Here is a 15,727-nt window from a genome sequence, read left to right on the forward strand (position 1 = left end):
GAGCGGAAGGGGCCGAGGGGGCGGACGGGCCGCCGGCCGCGGTCCAGCCCGCGTCGCGCGCGAGCGTCCGCCAGCTCAGGAACGACTCGTACAGACCGGCGTAGTACGCGGAGCGCTCCGGGTCGGGCTCCCAACTGGTGCGCATCCGTACGTACTTGGCGGCGGCGCTGTGCATGCTGGACTCGGCGCCGCTGAGCACGAGGCCGGTGAGGAAGGCGCCCTTGGCGCCGAGTTCGGTGTCGGCGGAGCGGGCCGTGGGGACGCCGGTCGCGTCCGCGATGAGCGCGCACCACTCGGCGCTGTTGGCCCCGCCGCCGCACAGCCGCAGTTCGGTGACCGTCGTGCGGGAGGCGACGAGCGAGTCGCGCAGGACGAGGGAGAGGCCGTCGAAGACGGCGCGGGCCAGGTCGGCGCGGGTGTGGTCCAGGGAGAGCCCCCAGAAGGCGCCCCGGGCGCGCGGGTCGAGGAAGGGCGCCCGCTCGCCGGCGGGCGAGAGGTAGGGCAGGAACATCAGGCCGCGGGCTCCCGGTTCGGACGTGAACGCCAGCTCGGCCAGTTCCGGCGGCCCTTCGACGTGGAGGGTGCGGGCGGCCCAGCCGAGGACCTCGGCGCCGTTCAGCGTGGGGAAGGCGCGCAGGATCCGCTCGCGGCCGCGGTAGGCGATGTTGATGCCGGACGGCTCGCCGCCGGTGTCGACGTCCTTGCGGACGATCTCCGTGCACAGCGTGGTGCCGAGGATGCCGCACGCCTGGCCGGGGTTGACGACGCCGGCGCCGCGGGCGGTGGAGGCGATGTCGTACGGCGCCATGACGACGGGCAGCCCGGCGGGCAGCCCGAGCTGCGCCGCGGCCTCGGAGGTGATCTCGCTGATGCGCTCCTGCTCGCCGAGGACCGTGGGCAGCAGCCGGGAGTAGGAGGTCAGTCCGAACAGGGCGACGATCTCGGGGTCGTAGTCGCCCGTGGCGTGGTCGAGGAAGGGCGCCGACGCGTCGGACTCGTCGGTGGCGGTGACCCCGGTCAGGCGCAGGAACAGCCAGCCGCCCGCGGTCAGCGAGGCGGCCGAGCGGGCCAGGCGCCGCGGGTCGTGGGAGCCCAGCCAGCTGAAGATCGCGTTGGGCATGCCGCTGCAGGTCAGCGAGCCGTTGCGGCGGTAGGCCTCGTCGAGGACGCCCTCGCGCTCCCAGCGGGTGAGGATGTCGCCCGCACGGCCGTCGGACCAGAGGATGGCGGGCCCGGTGGGGCGGCCCGCGGCGTCCACGAGCCAGGCGCCGTCGCCCTGCGCGGTGAACGTCACCAGCCAGACGGGGTCGGTGATCTCGGACAGGGCGTTGCGGACGGTGTAGACGACGGCGTTCCACACGGTGTCCATGTCCTGCTCGGCCCAGCCGGGGTGACGGCGGTGGACCTCGGTGGCGAGCCGCGAGACGGCGAGTTCGTTGCCCTGGTCGTCGAAGACGACCGACTTGATCATCGTGGTGCCGACGTCGATGGCGAGTACGGACATGGTCACAGTCCCTTCGGGGCGGGCGCGGCGACGAGTCCGTCGCCGGCGGCGGGGGCGGGAAGCGGCTGTGGCAGGCGTACCGCGGAGTCGGCCGCGGGGGTAGACGCCCCGGGGCCGGAGTCGGGGGCCGTGGTCTTCAGGAAGAGCGTGAGCAGCGCGCTCACCGCGTGGAACCCGGCGAAGATCCACACCACGCCGCCCACCCCCAGCGGCCCGAGGAACAGGCTGACCACGAGCGGGCCGACGAAGGTGGAGGCGCCCGCGCCGAGGTTCAGGGCGGCCATGGCCTGGCCCTTGTGGGCGGGGGCGATGGCGGTCATGAGCGCGGAGAGCGGGACGTATCCGGAGAGGGTCGCGCCGTAGAGGACGGCGACCAGGACGCACAGGGCGTACTGCGCGCCGGCGGCGGAGGGGACGTAGTACAGGACGAGCGTGGAGAGCGTGCAGCCCATGCCGCCGAACCAGGCGACGGTGGTGCGCCAGCCGAGCCGGTCACCGACCACCCCGAACAGGAGGTTGGTGACGATGTTGGTGGCGAACATCAGGGCGAGCAGCCGCAGCCACTGCGCGTTCGAGAGCCCGATCTCGCTGACGAACCAGGTGGGCAGCATCACCAGGAAGCCGAACTGCGAGGCGGTGTTGAGCATCCGCACCGCCGCGCCCGCGCCCACCCGCGGGTCGCGGAAGAGGATCGTCACGCTGCCGACGAGCCCCGCCATCGGGCTCTCCCCCGGCGGCGCGAGCCGCCCGGAGCCGCGGCGTTCGCGGATCAGCAGGAGCGGGACGAGCCCGCCGACGACGACCACGCCGAGCGCGGCCCACAGCGTGCCGAGCTCCCCGATGTGCGGGATCAGCAGGCTGGCGGTGAGCGAGCCGAGCGTGGGGAGTCCGGCGGAGAACGCCGACCAGAACCAGCCCATGGCGCTGCCCATCTGCCGTTGCGGGGCGACCGCGGCGATCCAGACGAGGAAGGCGTAGGCGAAGAGCGGGAAGGCGAGGCCGCGCAGGCCGTAGCCGAGGAGCAGCAGCGGGTACGCCTTGCCGGGGATCGCCACGGTCAGGAAGAAGACGTGGGTGACGACGAAGGCGGTCAGTCCGAACCACATCACGCGGCGCGGCCCCCACAGGTCGGAGAGCGCCCCCGCGAACCAGGCGGCGACGGCGCCCGTGATGCCGTACACCGTGAAGACCATCGCGACACCGGAGGCCGCGATGCCGAGGCTCTCCAGGTACGGCGAGAGGTAGCCGGCCTCGATGCCGACACCGGTCATGAAGATCAGGAGCCCCAGGTATCCCCAGGAGAGGGCGGGCGGAATGCCGAGTCGTGTGAAGACGGAACTCGGGGTGTTCGTCATTGAAGCTCCCCTGCGGCAATGGCGGCGACGAGTGCGGGCAGGAACGAGCTAACAAGTGGCCGAAAACCCACGTCAATCGTCTCCTGGCATCTCCCGTGACAAGGGACTTTCGCCGTGTGAGGAGGACTTGGGTCCCCCCGCTCCGAGCAGTGCCGGTACCGGATGCGCATCCGGTGACCGTGTGAAATCCATGAGATCATCACTCGGAGATTTCACACGGTGCGGCAGGCGGGGAGAGCGGGATGGCGACGGCGGACCGGGCGGACGTACGGGAGGCCCGGCGCGGGCGCATCCGTGAGTCGGTGGTCGCGCACGGCTTCGTGCGCGCGGCCGATCTCGCCGAGGAGTTCGGCGTCAGCCTGATGACGATCCACCGCGATCTGGACTTCCTGCAGTCGCAGGGCTGGCTGCGCAAGGTGCGGGGCGGGGCGACGGGGCTGCCGTCGGCGCAGTTCCACGGCAGCGTCGCCGAGCGCATGTCGACGATGGCGCAGACGAAGCAGCAGCTGGCGCGGGCCGCCGCGCGGGAGCTGGTGCCGGGGCAGACGGTGCTCCTCGACGACAGCACGACGTGTCTGCACCTGACGCGGCTGCTGACCGAGCGCACCCCGCTGACGGTGATCACCAACTCGCTGCCCGCGATCACCGCGCTCGCCAAGGAGCCCGGCGTCTCGCTGATCGCGCTCGGGGGCAGCTACTTCCCGGCGTACGACGCGTTCATGGGCCTGCACACGGCCGACAGCGTCGAGGCGTTCCGCGCGGACGTGCTGTTCATGTCGACGACGGCCGTGACGCGGGGCCGCTGCTATCACACGTCACCGGAGACGGTGCAGGTCAAGAGGGCGATGATGGCGGCGGCCACGCGCAGGGTGCTGCTCGCCGACCACACGAAGTTCACCCGCGACGGCCTGTACGCGCTGGCGCCGCTTGCGGACTTCGACCTGCTGGTGGTGGACGACGGCCTCGCGGCGGACGAGGTCGGGGCGATACGCCGGGGCGGCACGGAGGTGCGGGTGGTGGCGCGGGGCGCCTAGGCGGAGAGGTCCCCCCACCCCACGGTCCGGTCGCACCACCGTTCGAGCAGCACCCGGTCGTGCCCGACGGCCAGCAGTCCGGCCCCCGACTCGCTCCGGTACTCCTCCACGACGTGGACCAGGGCCGCCGTCGTCGAGGCGTCCAGCATCGCCGTCATCTCGTCGCAGATGAGCCACCGCGGGCGCAGCACCAACGCCCGCGCCAGGCAGGCCCGTTGCAGCTGCCCGTCGCTGACCTCGTGCGGGCGGCGCCCCATGAGGTCGTCCCCCAGGCCGACGCGGGTCGCCAGCTCCGGCACGGCGGCACGGACGTCGGCGCCCCGCCCCACGGCGCGCAACGGCTCGGCGATCAGATCGGCCAGGGACAGCCGGGGATCCGCCGAGAGCCGGGGCTGCTGGAAGACGACGCCGAAAGCGGTCCGCTGCGCCCGCGGCGCCCGGTGGCGCCAGCCGCCCGCGGGCTCGCCGTCGATGACGACCCGCCCGGCGTCGGGCCGGTGCAGCAGCGCCGCGACCCGCGCCAGCGTGGACTTGCCGCAGCCGCTGGGTCCGAGCAGTCCGACGGACTCGCCGGGCGCGATGGCGAGGTCGACGCCCCGGACGACGGGAGCGCGCCGGTCGTATCCGGCGATGATGCCGCGCAGTTCAAGCACGGGGCGCCTCCAGCACGTCCGCGTGGGGATGGTGGCAGGCGGTCCCGCCGGTGAGCGCGGGCACCGTGCCGCACGCCGCGTCGGCCCGGTCGCAGCGCGCGGCGAACGCGCACCCTTCGGGGAGCGCGGACAGCTCGGGCGGCATGCCGGGCACGGGCCGGAAGGCGCGCTCGGGCAGGGCGTCGAGCAGTCCGCGGGCGTAGGGGTGGCGGGGTCCGGGCGCGCCGAAGAAGTCCGCGGCGTCGGCGAGTTCGACGACGCGGCTCGCGTACATCACGGCGACCCGGTCGGCGATCCGCTCGGCGGCGGCCAGGTCGTGGGTGATCATCAGGAGCGCGCGGTCCGTGCCGACGTGCCGGCGCAGCTCGTCGACGGTGCGGTCCACGAGGTCGCGGTCGAGGCCCGTGGTGGGCTCGTCGGCGAGCAGGAGCGGCGCGTCGCCGATGAGGGCGAGCGCGGTGGCGGCGCGCTGGGCGAGGCCGCCGGAGAGTTCGTGCGGGTGGCGGTCGAGGTGCCCGAGAGGGAACGCGGCGCGTTCGGCGGCCGCCTCGGCCGCGGCGCGCAGCTCGGGCTTCGGGACCTCCGCGAGCTCGCGGAGGGTCTCCTCCAGCTGCGAGCGCACGGTCCGCACGGGCGTCAGATGGGCGGCGGGACTCTGCGGTACGAGGCCGACGCGCCGCCCCCGCACCGTGCGGGCCAGCGTGCGCTCGTCGGCGGTCAGCAGATCGATGTCGCCCAGGAACGCGGACCCCGCGGTCTGCGCGTTCCGCGGCAGCAGGCCGAGCAGCGCGGAGGCGAGCACCGACTTGCCGCAGCCGCTCTCGCCGACCAGCGCGAGGCACTCCCCCGCCGCGAGGTCGAAGGTGGCGTCGGTGACGGCGGCGACATGGCTGCCGCCGCGCATGCGGAACCGTACGGAGAGCCCCTGTACGGACAGGACGGGAGCCGCCGTCGCGGAAGTCGCGGGGACCGTCACAGCATGAGCTCCGATCGGCGCCGGGGATTGATCCGTTCCCGCCAGGCGCCCGCGAGGCCCGCGATCGCCAGGGTGGGCACGATGATGAACAGGCCGGGGAACAGCGTCGGCCACCAGTCGCCCGCGAGGAGCGTGCCGCGGGAGCTCTGCACGAGCGTGCCGAGGCTGGCCTGGTGGGTGGGGAGGCCGAGGCCGAGGAAGGACAGCGCGGACTCGTGCCAGATGGCGTGCGGCACCATCAGGACGGCGGCGAGCCCGGCCTGCGGCAGGACGCCGGGCAGCAGATGCCGCACCGCCACGCGCAGCCGTGAGGCGCCGCCGGAGATCGCCGCGTCGACGTAGGGCCGTGAGCGCAGCGACAGCACCTCGGCGCGCACGATGCGGGCCGTGGAAAGCCAGTGCGTGAGTGCCACGGAGACGACGACCGGCCAGACGCCGGGGCGGAACATCGCGACGATGAAGATGCCGAGCAGCAGGTGCGGCACGGACGAGAAGACGTCCACGAGCCGCATCACGATCCGGTCCACCCAGCCTCCGGAGGCGGCGGCGAGGGCGCCCACGGCGGTGCCGATGACGGTGGCGACGACGGCCGCGACGACGCCCACGAGGAGCGAGACGCGCAGTCCGTAGACGCAGCGCAGCAGCAGGTCGCGGCCGACGTCGTCGGTCCCGAAGGGGTGTTCCCAGGACGGCGGCCGCAGCTTGGCCGCGAGGTCGACCGCCTGCTCGTCGAGGTGCACGAGCGGCGGCACGACGAGGACGGCCAGGACGACCGCGGCGACGATGACGGCGGAGGAACGCACCTTCCACGCGCGCGTGGAGCGGCGGGCGCGGCGCGCGCCCTCCTGGGCGCGCCAGGCGAGGTCAGCCATCGAAACCCACCCTCGGATCGGCGAGGCCGTACAACAGGTCGGCCACGAGGTTGCCCAGGAGCACCGCGGCGGTGGCGAGCGCCGTCAGCGCGGCGAGCAGCGGGAAGTCCACGGCCGTGGCGGCCTGGACGGTGGCCGCGGCGATGCCGGGCCAGCTGAACACGGTCTCCACGAGCAGCGCCCCGGTGATCAGTTCGGGCACGCGCGAACCGATGAGCGTGAGCACGGGCAGCATGCCGGAGCGCAGGGCGTGCCCGAGCAGGACGGTCCGTTCGGCGAGGCCACGCGCGCGTGCCCCGCGCACGGGGTCGTCGCCGAGCGCGTCGCCGACACCCTGGCGCACGTAGAGGACGAACCAGGGAAGCTGCGAGATCGCCAGCACGCCCGCGGGCAGCACCAGGTGGCTCGCGACCTGTCCGGCCGTCACGGTGGAGCTCGCGGTGTCGGTGAGGCCGCCCGAGGGCAGCACGCCCAGCTTCAGCGCGAACAGCCAGACGGCGAGCAGCCCGAGCCAGAACGGCGGGGCCGCCTCCAGCGTGTACGCGAGGGAGGTCACGGCGCGGTCCAGCCAGCCGCCGGGGCGGCGCGCGGCGAGCACGCCGAGGGCGGTGCCGAGCAGGATCGCGCCGAGGAACGCGGTCGCGGCGAGCAGCACGGACCAGCCGATGCGCTCGCCGATGGCGTCGGCGACCGGCTGCCGCAGCGTGCTGGAGGTCCCGAGGTCGCCGGTGACGGCCGAGGTGAGCCAGTCCCACCACTGGCCGACCAGCGGCTTGTCGACGCCGAGGTTGGCGCGCAGCTGGTCGAGGTTCTCCTGGGACGCGGTGAGCCCCGCCGTGCCCGCGTAGGCCTTGACGGGGTCGAACGGCGAGGCCGCTGCGATGGCGAAGACGCCGAAGGTGACGACCAGCAGCACGGGAACGGCGAACAGGGCCCGCCGTCCCGCGAGGCGTCCCATCGGCCCCCACGGAAGGCGGCGGAGCGCCGCCTTCCGCGGGACCTGCGAGGTCGCTGACGTCACTTCTTCGGCTGCCAGTCCTCGACGTTCCACCAGGGGCCGGACGCGAGGCCGTGGTCGTGCGGTTCGACCTGCGTGCTCAGGTCGCCGAAGCGCTTGTCGACGACGTAGAGGTGGTCGATGTGGGTGAGGAAGGTGTAGCCGGGGTCCTTCACCAGTTCACGCTGGATGGTGTCGTACGCCTTCTGGCGCTCGGCCCGGTCACCGCTCTTGCGGGCGTCCTCCAGGGCCTTGTCGACCTTGTCGTTCTTGTAGTGCGCCATATTGTTGAAGCCGTCGCCCGCGAGCGAGGACTTCAGGAGCGTGTACTGGTCGAAGTCCGGGTCGGCCGGGGAGCCGCCGCCGGCGAGGACCGCGTCCTTGGGCATGCGGGGCTCGATGACCTCCCACGTGCCGGACTGCACCTCGACCTTGATGCCGAGCTTCTTGGCGTCGGAGGCGTAGGCGAGGGCGTGGTCCTGGCGGAGCTTGTCGCCGGTGAGGTACCAGAGCGGGAAGGAGGCCTTGACGCCGTCCTTCTCGCGGATGCCGTCGCCGCCCGGCTTCCATCCGGCGTCGTCGAGGATCTTCTTGGCCTTGGCCACGTCGAACTTGCGCTCGGTGCCCTGGGTGAACCAGGGGCTGTCGGTCGGGACCGGCCCGTAGGCCTCCTTGCCGGCGCCGTCCAGGATCGAGTCGACCATGGCCTTGCGGTTCACGCCGACGTCGAGGGCGCGGCGGACGTCGGTGTCGCCGGCGACCTTGTTGCCGGTCGGCAGGGTGACGACGCGGTAGTCGAAGGTCTTGGCCGCGTACGTCTTCTTGCCGTCGTCGTTCTTGTACTTCTCGGCGAGGTTGGGCGGCAGGATCGCGCCGTCGAGCTCACCGGCGTCGAGCCGGGTGGCGCGGATGTCGTCGTCCTTGATGATCGCCATCGTGAAGTTCTTGATCTTCGGCGCGCCGCCCCAGTAGTCGGGGTTGGCCTTGAAGGTGAGCTTCTCGCCCTTGGACCACTTCACGAGCTCGTAGGGGCCCGTGCCGACAGGCTTGGTGGTGAAGTCCCCGGTGTTCACGTCCTGCTTGCCCGCGATGTGCGCGGGGGCGATGGGCAGCACGGTGCGCTCGGCGAACGGCGCGTACGGGTACTTCAGGTGGAAGACGACGGTGTCCTCGCCCTTGGCCTCGACGCTCTTGACGGCGTCGAGCTCGGTCTTCGAGGCGTTGTTGGTCTTCTTGTCGAGGATCGTCTCGTACGTGAAGACGACGTCCTTGGCCGAGAAGGGCTTGCCGTCGCTGAACTTCACGCCCTCGCGGAGCTTGAACGTGTAGGTCTTGCCTTCGTCGGCGACCTTCGGCAGCTCGGCCGCGAGGGCGGGCTCGAGCTTCATGTCGGCGTCGTGCGTGAGCAGCCCGTCGAAGATCTTCGAGTTGCCGTCCTTGCCGTAGCCGAGGAGCGGACTGAGGGTCTCGGGCTCGTACGCGATGCCGACGACCGCCGAGTCCTTCGCGCCGCCGGCGCCGTCACCGTCGCCCGGCGCCGAGCAGGCGGAGGCGGCGACGGCTATCGCGGCCGCCGTCGCCAGCGTGCCCGTGCCCCGTATCGATCGGGCCCTCATGCTCCACACCCCTACTGAAGATCAAACGTTATTGCGAACAGCTCGCAATTATGCCTTACGTAAGGGGTCGGTAAAACGCCCAGCCCGTAGGCGGTACGTGCATGACCCATCGAATGCGATCCGCCGAGGATGCCCGTTCGGGCAGCCGACTCTGCCCTCGGGCACCTGGTTCCGCGGCGGCATGGCGCGTATGCATGGAGAGACATCACGTCCGCGTGGGAAGAGGCACCTTGCACGAGCACGACAAGACCAGGCAGCACGGCCCCGATCGCGGGGCCACCACCGTGCGCAAGGCCGACGCGGACACCGGAGCGCCCCACCAGGGGCTGCGCGCCCTCCAGTCGAGCGCGGGCAACGCCGCCGTCGTCCAGATGCTCCGTCGCAGCGGGCACTCCGCCGCGCAGGAGCAGCACCAGCACGGTGCCGGGTGCGGACACCAGGCGGCCGAGCAGCCCGCCGTGCAGCGCTCCGCCGTCCATGACGTGCTGCGCGGCGGCGGGCGCCCCCTGGACGAGGGCACACGCACCGACATGGAGGCCCGCCTCGGCGCCGACTTCTCCGACGTACGCATCCACGACGACAGCGCCGCGAAGGCCTCGGCGGCCGAGGTCGGCGCCCGCGCCTACACCTCGGGCAGCCATGTCGTCATCGGCGACGGCGGCAGCGACCGCCACACCCTCGCCCATGAGCTGACCCACGTCATCCAGCAGCGGCAGGGCCCGGTCGCCGGCACCGACAACGGCTCGGGCCTGAAGGTCTCCGACCCCTCCGACCGCTTCGAGCGCGAGGCGGAGGCCACCGCCCACCGGGTGCTCGCGGGACCGGCTCCCGAGGCTCCGGCCGCCGACGTGCAGCGCGCGGCCGAAGGAGCCTCGGAGCAGGTGCAGCGCGCGCCCGCCGCGGCGGGCGCGACCGCCGTCCAGCGGGCCGGCGACCCCAACTGGCGGGCCAGCAGCGGCAGCCGGATCCTCGACATCATCGTCGGCCGCGGCAACGACGGGGACAGCCCGCGCCGTGAGCTCGGGGGCTTCCTGTTCGGCCCCGAGTGCCGCAACAACGGCGGCAAGAACCTCATCTCCCGGCCCATCGCCTTCACGGTCAGCCATGAGGGGACCACCGCCAAGCTCGCCGTGCATCTCAACGTGATGCTCACGCTCGGAAACGAGACCGGCAACAGGGACGACTCGAAGGTGACGATCACCGGCTCGCACTTCCACCTGACGGCACGGCCGATGGACGGCCAGAACCGCATCGAGGACGCGGGCGCCTCCATCCTCACCGCCCAGGACTCCGTCCACGTCGGTCCGGGCAACGCGGCGGAGGGCTGGAACAACCGGCCCGGGAACACGGAGAACCTCGCCAGGGCCGTCGGCATCCCCGCCGACCGGATCGCCGCCGCCCTCAACGACCGCTTCCCGGCCGGGAACACCCCCGCCATCGCGCAGCAGTTCGCGCGGGACGCGGGACGCGCCGTCATCCACGGCCTCTCGCCGGAGAAGGTGACGATCACCTGGGCGGGCGACAACTCCTTCCCGGTGTAGCCGCCGGCCGCCTGAACCGGCGTGCGCCGGTTCAGGCGGGGGGACGGGCGTCAGGTCACGGGCCCGGCCGGGTCACGGGGCCCGCAGGTCCACCAGCTCCGCCAGCGCCTCGCGGTGCCGGCCTGCCGTGCCGTACGCGATCGAGTCGGCCTTGGCCCGCTTCAGGTACAGGTGGACGGGGTGCTCCCAGGTCATACCGATGCCGCCGTGCAGCTGGAGTGCCTCCTCGGCGGCGTGCACCGCGACGGGGGCGGCGTAGGCCTGCGCGAGGGCGGCTGCCACGTCCGCGTCGGCGCTCCCCGTGGCGAGCGCGTCGGCGGCGGCGCGGGCCGCGGCACGGGTGTTGACGACCTCCAGCCACAGCTGGGCGAGCCGGTGCTTGAGCGCCTGGAAGGAGCCGACCGGGCGGTTGAACTGGTGCCGTTCCTTGGTGTAGCGGACCGTCTCCGTCAAGCACCAGTCGGCGAGGCCGAGTTGCTCGGAGGCCAGCAGCGCGGCCCCGGCGCGCAGACCGCGCCGTACGGCCGCGTCGGCGTCCCCGGCCAGGGCGCGGGCGCGTGCCCCGTCGAAGGCGACCGTGGCGAGGCGCCGGGTCAGGTCGAGGGAGGTCCGCGGGGTGACGGTGACGCCGTCCTGCGCCGTGTCGACCGCGAACAGTGTGCCGTCGGCGGGGACGAGCAGCACATCGGCGCCGTCCGCGTCGGCGATGCCGGTCAACTCGCCGTGCAGGGCGCCCGCTTCCACCCGTACGCTCGGCAGGGCGGCGCCCGGGGCGGCCGCGAGGCCCACCGCGAGCGCGGCCACCGTGCGCCCGGCGGCGAGTGCCCCGAGCAGCTCGGCGGCCTCGCCGCCCCGGCCCGGCTCGCAGGCCAGGAGCGTCTCCGTCGCGACGACCGCACTGGTGAGGTAGGGGACGGGCGCCACGGCGCGGCCCAACTCCTCCAGGACGACGGCCGCTTCGCGGTGCGTGGCGCCCTGGCCGCCGAGCTCCTCGGGGACGAGCAGACCCGCGAGGCCCATGCCGTCGGTGAGCGCCTTCCACAGTGCGCGGTCGTGCGGCTCGTCGGTCTCGGCGCGCGCGAGCACGGCGGCGGCGTCGCACCGGTCGGCGAGCAGGCCCCGCACGGCCGAGCGCAGCGCCTCTTCCTCTTCGGAGTAGAGCAGGTCACTCATCGCGCGAGGTCCTTCCAGGCGACGTCCTTGTCGGTGCGCGGCTCGGCGGGCAGGCCGAGGACGCGCTCGGCGACGATGTTCAGGAGCACTTCGCTGGTGCCGCCCTCGATGCTGTTGCCCTTGGAGCGCAGATAGCGGTAGCCGGCGTCGCGGCCCACGAAGTCGACCAGTTCGGGCCGCCGCATCGTCCAGTCCTCGTACAGCAGGCCCTCCTCGCCGAGGAGTTCCACCTCCAGGCCGCTGATCTCCTGGTTGAGGCGGGCGAAGCCGAGCTTCATGCCGGAGCCCTCGGGGCCCGGCTGGCCGGCGACGAGCTGCTGGCGCAGCCGCTCGCCCGTGAGCCGGGCGACCTCGGCCTCGACCCAGAGCTTCAGGAGGCGCTGGTGGAGGTCGTGGGTGCGCAGTTCGGGGCGCTCGCGCCAGGCCGTGGCGACCGGGCCGATCATGCCGCCCTCGCGCGGGATGCGCATGCCGCCGATGGAGACGCGCTCGTTCATGAGCGTGGTCTGGGCGACCTTCCAGCCGTCGCCGACCTCGCCGAGGCGGTGCGCGTCGGGGATGCGCACGTCGGTGAGGAACACCTCGTTGAACTCGGCCTCGCCGGTGATCTGGCGCAGCGGCCGCACCTCGACGCCCGGGTCGGTCATGTCGCACACGAAGTACGTGATGCCGCGGTGCTTGGGCCGCTCCGGGTCGGTGCGGGCGATGAGGATGGCCCAGCGGGCGGTGTGGGCGCTGGAGGTCCACACCTTCTGGCCGTTGACGACCCAGTCGTCGCCGTCCCGCACGGCGCGGGTGCCGAGCGCGGCGAGGTCGGAGCCGGCGCCGGGCTCGCTGAAGAGCTGGCACCACACCTCCTCGCCGGTCCACAGCGGGCGCAGGAAGCGGTGCTTCTGCTCGTCGGTGCCGAAGCCGAGCACGGTCGGCGCGGCCATGCCGAGGCCGATGCCGATGCGGCGCGGGTCGTTGTCGGGCGCGCCCGCGGACTCCAGCTCGGCGTCCACGACGGCCTGCAGGGAGCGCGGCGCGCCGAGCCCGCCGAGGCCCTCGGGGTAGTGCACCCAGGCGAGGCCCGCGTCGAAGCGGGCCCGCAGGAAGTCCGGGCGGTCCGTGCTCGCGGGCGGGTGCGCGGCCAGGAACTCCTGGGTGCGGCGGCGCAGTTCGGCGGCGTCCGTCATGCGGCACCCCCGTGCGGCAGGACGGCCACGCGGCCGGTCGTGATGCCGTCGGCGACGCGCTGCACGGCGGCGGCCGCGTCGGCCAGCGGGACGCGCTCGCTCACCAGCGGTTTGACGGCCCCCTTGGCGGCGAGCCCGGTCAGCTCCTCGTGGCAGCGGGCGATGGACCGGGGGTCCTTCGTGTTGTACAGGCCCCAGTGCAGGCCCACGATCGAGTAGTTCTTCACGAGGGCGTGGTTCAGCGCGGGCGAGGGGATCGCGCCGCTGGCGAAGCCGACGACGAGGATACGGCCCTCGAAGGCCACGCACTTCGCGGACTTGGCGTAGGCGTCGCCGCCCACGGGGTCGTAGATCACGTCGGCCCCGCGACCGCCGGTGGCCTCCTTCACGGCGGCGACGATGTCGTCCTCGCGCCGGTCCAGGACGAGGTCGCAGCCGAGCTCGCGCGCGACCTTCGCCTTGTCCGCGCCGCCGACGACGCCGATGACCTTGGCGCCCGCGGCCTTGCCGAGCTGGACCGCGGCGCTGCCGACACCGCCCGCGGCGGCGTGCACCAGCAGGGTCTCGCCCTCCTGGAGGCGGGCGCGGCGGTGCAGACCGAACCACCCGGTCTGGTATCCGATGTGCAGCGCGGCGGCCTCGGCGTCGTCCAGCGCCTCGGGCGCGGGCAGCAGGGCCGCGGCGTCCGCGACGGCGTACTCGGCGAAGCCGCCGTGGGGCAGCGCGGGGTTGGCGATCACGCGGCGGCCGTCCTCGGTCTCGCCGCAGATCTCCACGCCCGGCGTGAACGGCAGCGGGGGCCTGATCTGGTACTGGCCGCGGCAGAGCAGCGCGTCCGGGAAGTTGATGTTCGCGGCGCGGACCTTCAGCAGCACCTGCCCCTCACCGGGGACGGGCCGGTCCGTCTCGGCCAGGCGCATCACCTCGCCCGGCTCGCCGTTCTCGTGCACTTGCCATGCCTGCATGCGGGGCCTCCACGGGGCTGTCGTCGACCGTGCTCGACCGCATACTAAGCGGTCGCTTGCCCCCAGGGGAACAGTCCCGGAGCCTTGGTCCCGCACACTCCCCCGCTCCCCCGGTCAGTCCTCACCCTTCCCCTTGCGGGTGGGCCGTGCACGTACGTGCATCCGCTCGCCCTGCGGCCCGAACAGACTGATGAACTCCGCGCCTCCCTCGGTCGTGGCCCCGAACCAGTGCGGCACCCGGGTGTCGAACTCCGCGGCCTCCCCCGGCCCCAGCACCACGTCGTGGTCGCCGAGGATCAGGCGCAGCCTGCCCGACAGGACGTACAGCCACTCGTACCCCTCGTGCGTCTGCGGGTCCGGGGCCGGTGCGGTGCGGGCGGGCTCGATCACCTTGTACGCCTGGAGGCCGCCGGGCTGGCGGGTCAGGGGCAGCATGGTGCGGCCGTGCCGGACGATCGGCTTGGCCCGCACGCGCGGGTCGCCCACCGGCGGGGCGCCGACCAGCTCGTCCAGGGGGACCTGGTGGGCGCGCGCGATCGGCAGCAGCAGTTCGAGGCTGGGCTTGCGGTGGCCGGACTCCAGGCGGGACAGGGTGCTGACCGAGATGCCGGTGACGGTGGACAGGCCCGCGAGCGTGGCGCCGCGCTCCTTGCGGATGCGGCGCAGCCGTGGCCCCACCTCGGTGAGGACCTGCTCCATCCCTTCCGGCGCTTCCGTCTCTTCGCTCATGCCTCCACTATGGCGCATGTTTTGCACTATCGGCAAACAAGCTTGTCAATTTTGCAGTGTCGAGCGAGGGTCGAGAAGGACAGGGAGGTGGTCACCGTGACCCGGAACGCGAACCAGAAGGAGCACAGCATGGAGGACCGGGCGTACGACGTGGTGGTCGTCGGCGGCGGTGCGGCGGGCCTGAGCGCGGCGCTCGTGCTCGGCCGGTCCCGGCGACGGGTCCTGGTGGTCGACGCCGGCGAGCCCCGCAACGCGCCCGCGGCGCACATGCAGGGCTATCTGTCGCGCGACGGCATGCCGCCCGCCGAGTTCCTCGGCGAGGGGCGGCGGGAGCTGGAGCGGTACGGGACGGACGTCGTGCGCGACCGTGTGGCGGCCGTCTCCCCCGACGGCAAGGGCGAGTTCACGGTCGCGCTCGCGGACGGCGGGGCGGTGCACGCGCGCCGGGTCGTCCTGGCGACGGGCGTCGTGGACGAGCTGCCCGGCGTGCCGGGCGTCGCCGAGCGCTGGGGCCGCGACGTGCTGCACTGCCCCTACTGCCACGGCTGGGAGGTGCGGGACGAGGCCTTCGGCGTCCTGGCGCCGGAGCCGTTCAACAGCCATCAGGCGCTGCTCGTCACGCAGTGGTCCAAGGACGTGACGCTGTTCCTGCACACCGTGCGGGACCTTCCGGACGCGGAGTGGGAACGGCTCTCGGCGGCCGGGGTCCAGGTGGTGGAGGGCGAGGTCTCGGGCCTGGAGGTCGAGGACGACGGCCTGACGGGCGTGCGGCTGGCCGACGGCCGGGTGTTCCCCCGCACCGTCCTGTTCGTGGCCTCGAAGCCGGTGGTGCGGGACGGGCTCCTGACCGCACTCGGGGCGGAGTTCAGGGAGACCCCGGTCGGCCCCTTCCCGGTGGTGGACGAGACCTTCCGCACCACCGTCCCGGGCGTCTGGGCGGTCGGCAACGCGGCGGGTCCCATGGAACAGGTGATCAACGCGGCGGGCGCGGGCTACCGCGCCGGCACGGTGATCAACGCCGAACTCCTCCTGAAGGACATCGACACGGAGACGGCCCGCCGCCGGGCGGGTGCCTTCACCCCCGAGGCGGAAGCGGAGGTGGCCCGGAGGGTCGCGGGCGGGCGGGTGCACGGC

Annotated in this window: 14 protein-coding genes; 3 read left to right on the forward strand and 11 right to left on the reverse strand. The window is 73.2% G+C overall.

Going from position 1 to position 15,727, the window contains the following annotated elements; all coding sequences use genetic code 11:
* Both AOK22_RS15905 and AOK22_RS15910 read right to left on the reverse strand, forming a co-directional pair.
* Positions 1-1,504 (reverse strand): FGGY-family carbohydrate kinase (locus AOK22_RS15905; protein ID WP_055699313.1); only part of this gene is annotated, 1,504 nt, incomplete at its 3' end.
* A 2-nt stretch (positions 1,505-1,506) separates the two neighbouring features.
* A complete protein-coding gene (locus AOK22_RS15910; protein WP_079036596.1) occupies positions 1,507-2,859 on the reverse strand; it encodes an MFS transporter in 1,353 nt (450 codons plus the stop codon).
* Between the two features lie 242 nt (positions 2,860-3,101).
* On the opposite strand from AOK22_RS15910, the gene AOK22_RS15915 reads away from it, so the two are divergent.
* Positions 3,102-3,893: a DeoR/GlpR family DNA-binding transcription regulator gene (locus AOK22_RS15915; RefSeq protein ID WP_055699314.1), complete on the forward strand. Its 792-nt coding sequence runs from the start codon at positions 3,102-3,104 to the stop codon at positions 3,891-3,893.
* Here AOK22_RS15915 and AOK22_RS15920 read toward each other — a convergent pair.
* From AOK22_RS15920 to AOK22_RS15940, 5 genes are all read right to left on the reverse strand, one after another.
* Positions 3,890-4,546, reverse strand: coding sequence for an ABC transporter ATP-binding protein (locus AOK22_RS15920; RefSeq protein ID WP_055699315.1), 657 nt, complete (start codon positions 4,544-4,546; stop codon positions 3,890-3,892). The genes AOK22_RS15915 and AOK22_RS15920 overlap by 4 nt on opposite strands.
* The gene (locus tag AOK22_RS15925) at positions 4,539-5,450 is read right to left on the reverse strand and encodes an ABC transporter ATP-binding protein (protein WP_055699323.1); all 912 of its coding nucleotides are present in this window, start codon (positions 5,448-5,450) and stop codon (positions 4,539-4,541) included. The genes AOK22_RS15920 and AOK22_RS15925 overlap by 8 nt, the downstream gene beginning before the upstream one ends.
* A gap of 68 nt (positions 5,451-5,518) precedes the next feature.
* Positions 5,519-6,394, reverse strand: a complete 876-nt coding sequence (locus tag AOK22_RS15930; protein WP_055699316.1) for an ABC transporter permease — start codon at positions 6,392-6,394, stop codon at positions 5,519-5,521.
* Positions 6,387-7,352 (reverse strand): ABC transporter permease, encoded by a 966-nt coding sequence (locus AOK22_RS15935; RefSeq protein WP_055699317.1) that lies wholly within the window; start codon positions 7,350-7,352, stop codon positions 6,387-6,389. The genes AOK22_RS15930 and AOK22_RS15935 overlap by 8 nt, the downstream gene beginning before the upstream one ends.
* 59 nt (positions 7,353-7,411) lie before the next feature.
* Positions 7,412-9,007 carry an ABC transporter substrate-binding protein gene (locus AOK22_RS15940; protein WP_055699318.1) on the reverse strand — a complete coding sequence of 532 codons (1,596 nt, stop codon included), beginning with the start codon at positions 9,005-9,007 and terminating at the stop codon, positions 7,412-7,414.
* 230 nt (positions 9,008-9,237) lie between these two features.
* Between AOK22_RS15940 and AOK22_RS42750 the strand changes: the two genes are divergently transcribed.
* Positions 9,238-10,548 (forward strand): eCIS core domain-containing protein, encoded by a 1,311-nt coding sequence (locus tag AOK22_RS42750; RefSeq protein ID WP_425264032.1) that lies wholly within the window; start codon positions 9,238-9,240, stop codon positions 10,546-10,548.
* Between the two features lie 72 nt (positions 10,549-10,620).
* On the opposite strand, the gene AOK22_RS15950 is transcribed toward AOK22_RS42750, so the two are convergent.
* The 4 genes from AOK22_RS15950 to AOK22_RS15965 all read right to left on the reverse strand — a co-directional run bounded on the left by AOK22_RS15950 (position 10,621) and on the right by AOK22_RS15965 (position 14,593).
* Positions 10,621-11,721 (reverse strand): acyl-CoA dehydrogenase family protein, encoded by a 1,101-nt coding sequence (locus AOK22_RS15950; protein ID WP_055699319.1) that lies wholly within the window; start codon positions 11,719-11,721, stop codon positions 10,621-10,623.
* Entirely contained in the window at positions 11,718-12,899 is a 1,182-nt protein-coding gene (locus AOK22_RS15955; RefSeq protein ID WP_055699320.1) for an acyl-CoA dehydrogenase family protein, read from the reverse strand. Before AOK22_RS15955 ends, AOK22_RS15950 begins: the two co-directional genes overlap by 4 nt.
* Positions 12,896-13,864 carry an NADPH:quinone oxidoreductase family protein gene (locus AOK22_RS15960; protein WP_055699321.1) on the reverse strand — a complete coding sequence of 323 codons (969 nt, stop codon included), beginning with the start codon at positions 13,862-13,864 and terminating at the stop codon, positions 12,896-12,898. The genes AOK22_RS15955 and AOK22_RS15960 overlap by 4 nt, the downstream gene beginning before the upstream one ends.
* Before the next feature lie 114 nt (positions 13,865-13,978).
* On the reverse strand, positions 13,979-14,593 hold the full coding sequence (locus AOK22_RS15965; RefSeq protein ID WP_055699322.1) for a helix-turn-helix domain-containing protein: 615 nt from the start codon (positions 14,591-14,593) through the stop codon (positions 13,979-13,981).
* 129 nt (positions 14,594-14,722) lie between these two features.
* Here AOK22_RS15965 and AOK22_RS15970 point away from each other — a divergent pair.
* Positions 14,723-15,727: NAD(P)/FAD-dependent oxidoreductase (locus AOK22_RS15970; RefSeq protein WP_079036598.1), on the forward strand; the 1,005-nt coding region annotated here is incomplete at its 3' end.

The organism is Streptomyces silaceus (assembly GCF_001419745.1).
Lineage (GTDB): Bacteria > Actinomycetota > Actinomycetes > Streptomycetales > Streptomycetaceae > Streptomyces > Streptomyces silaceus.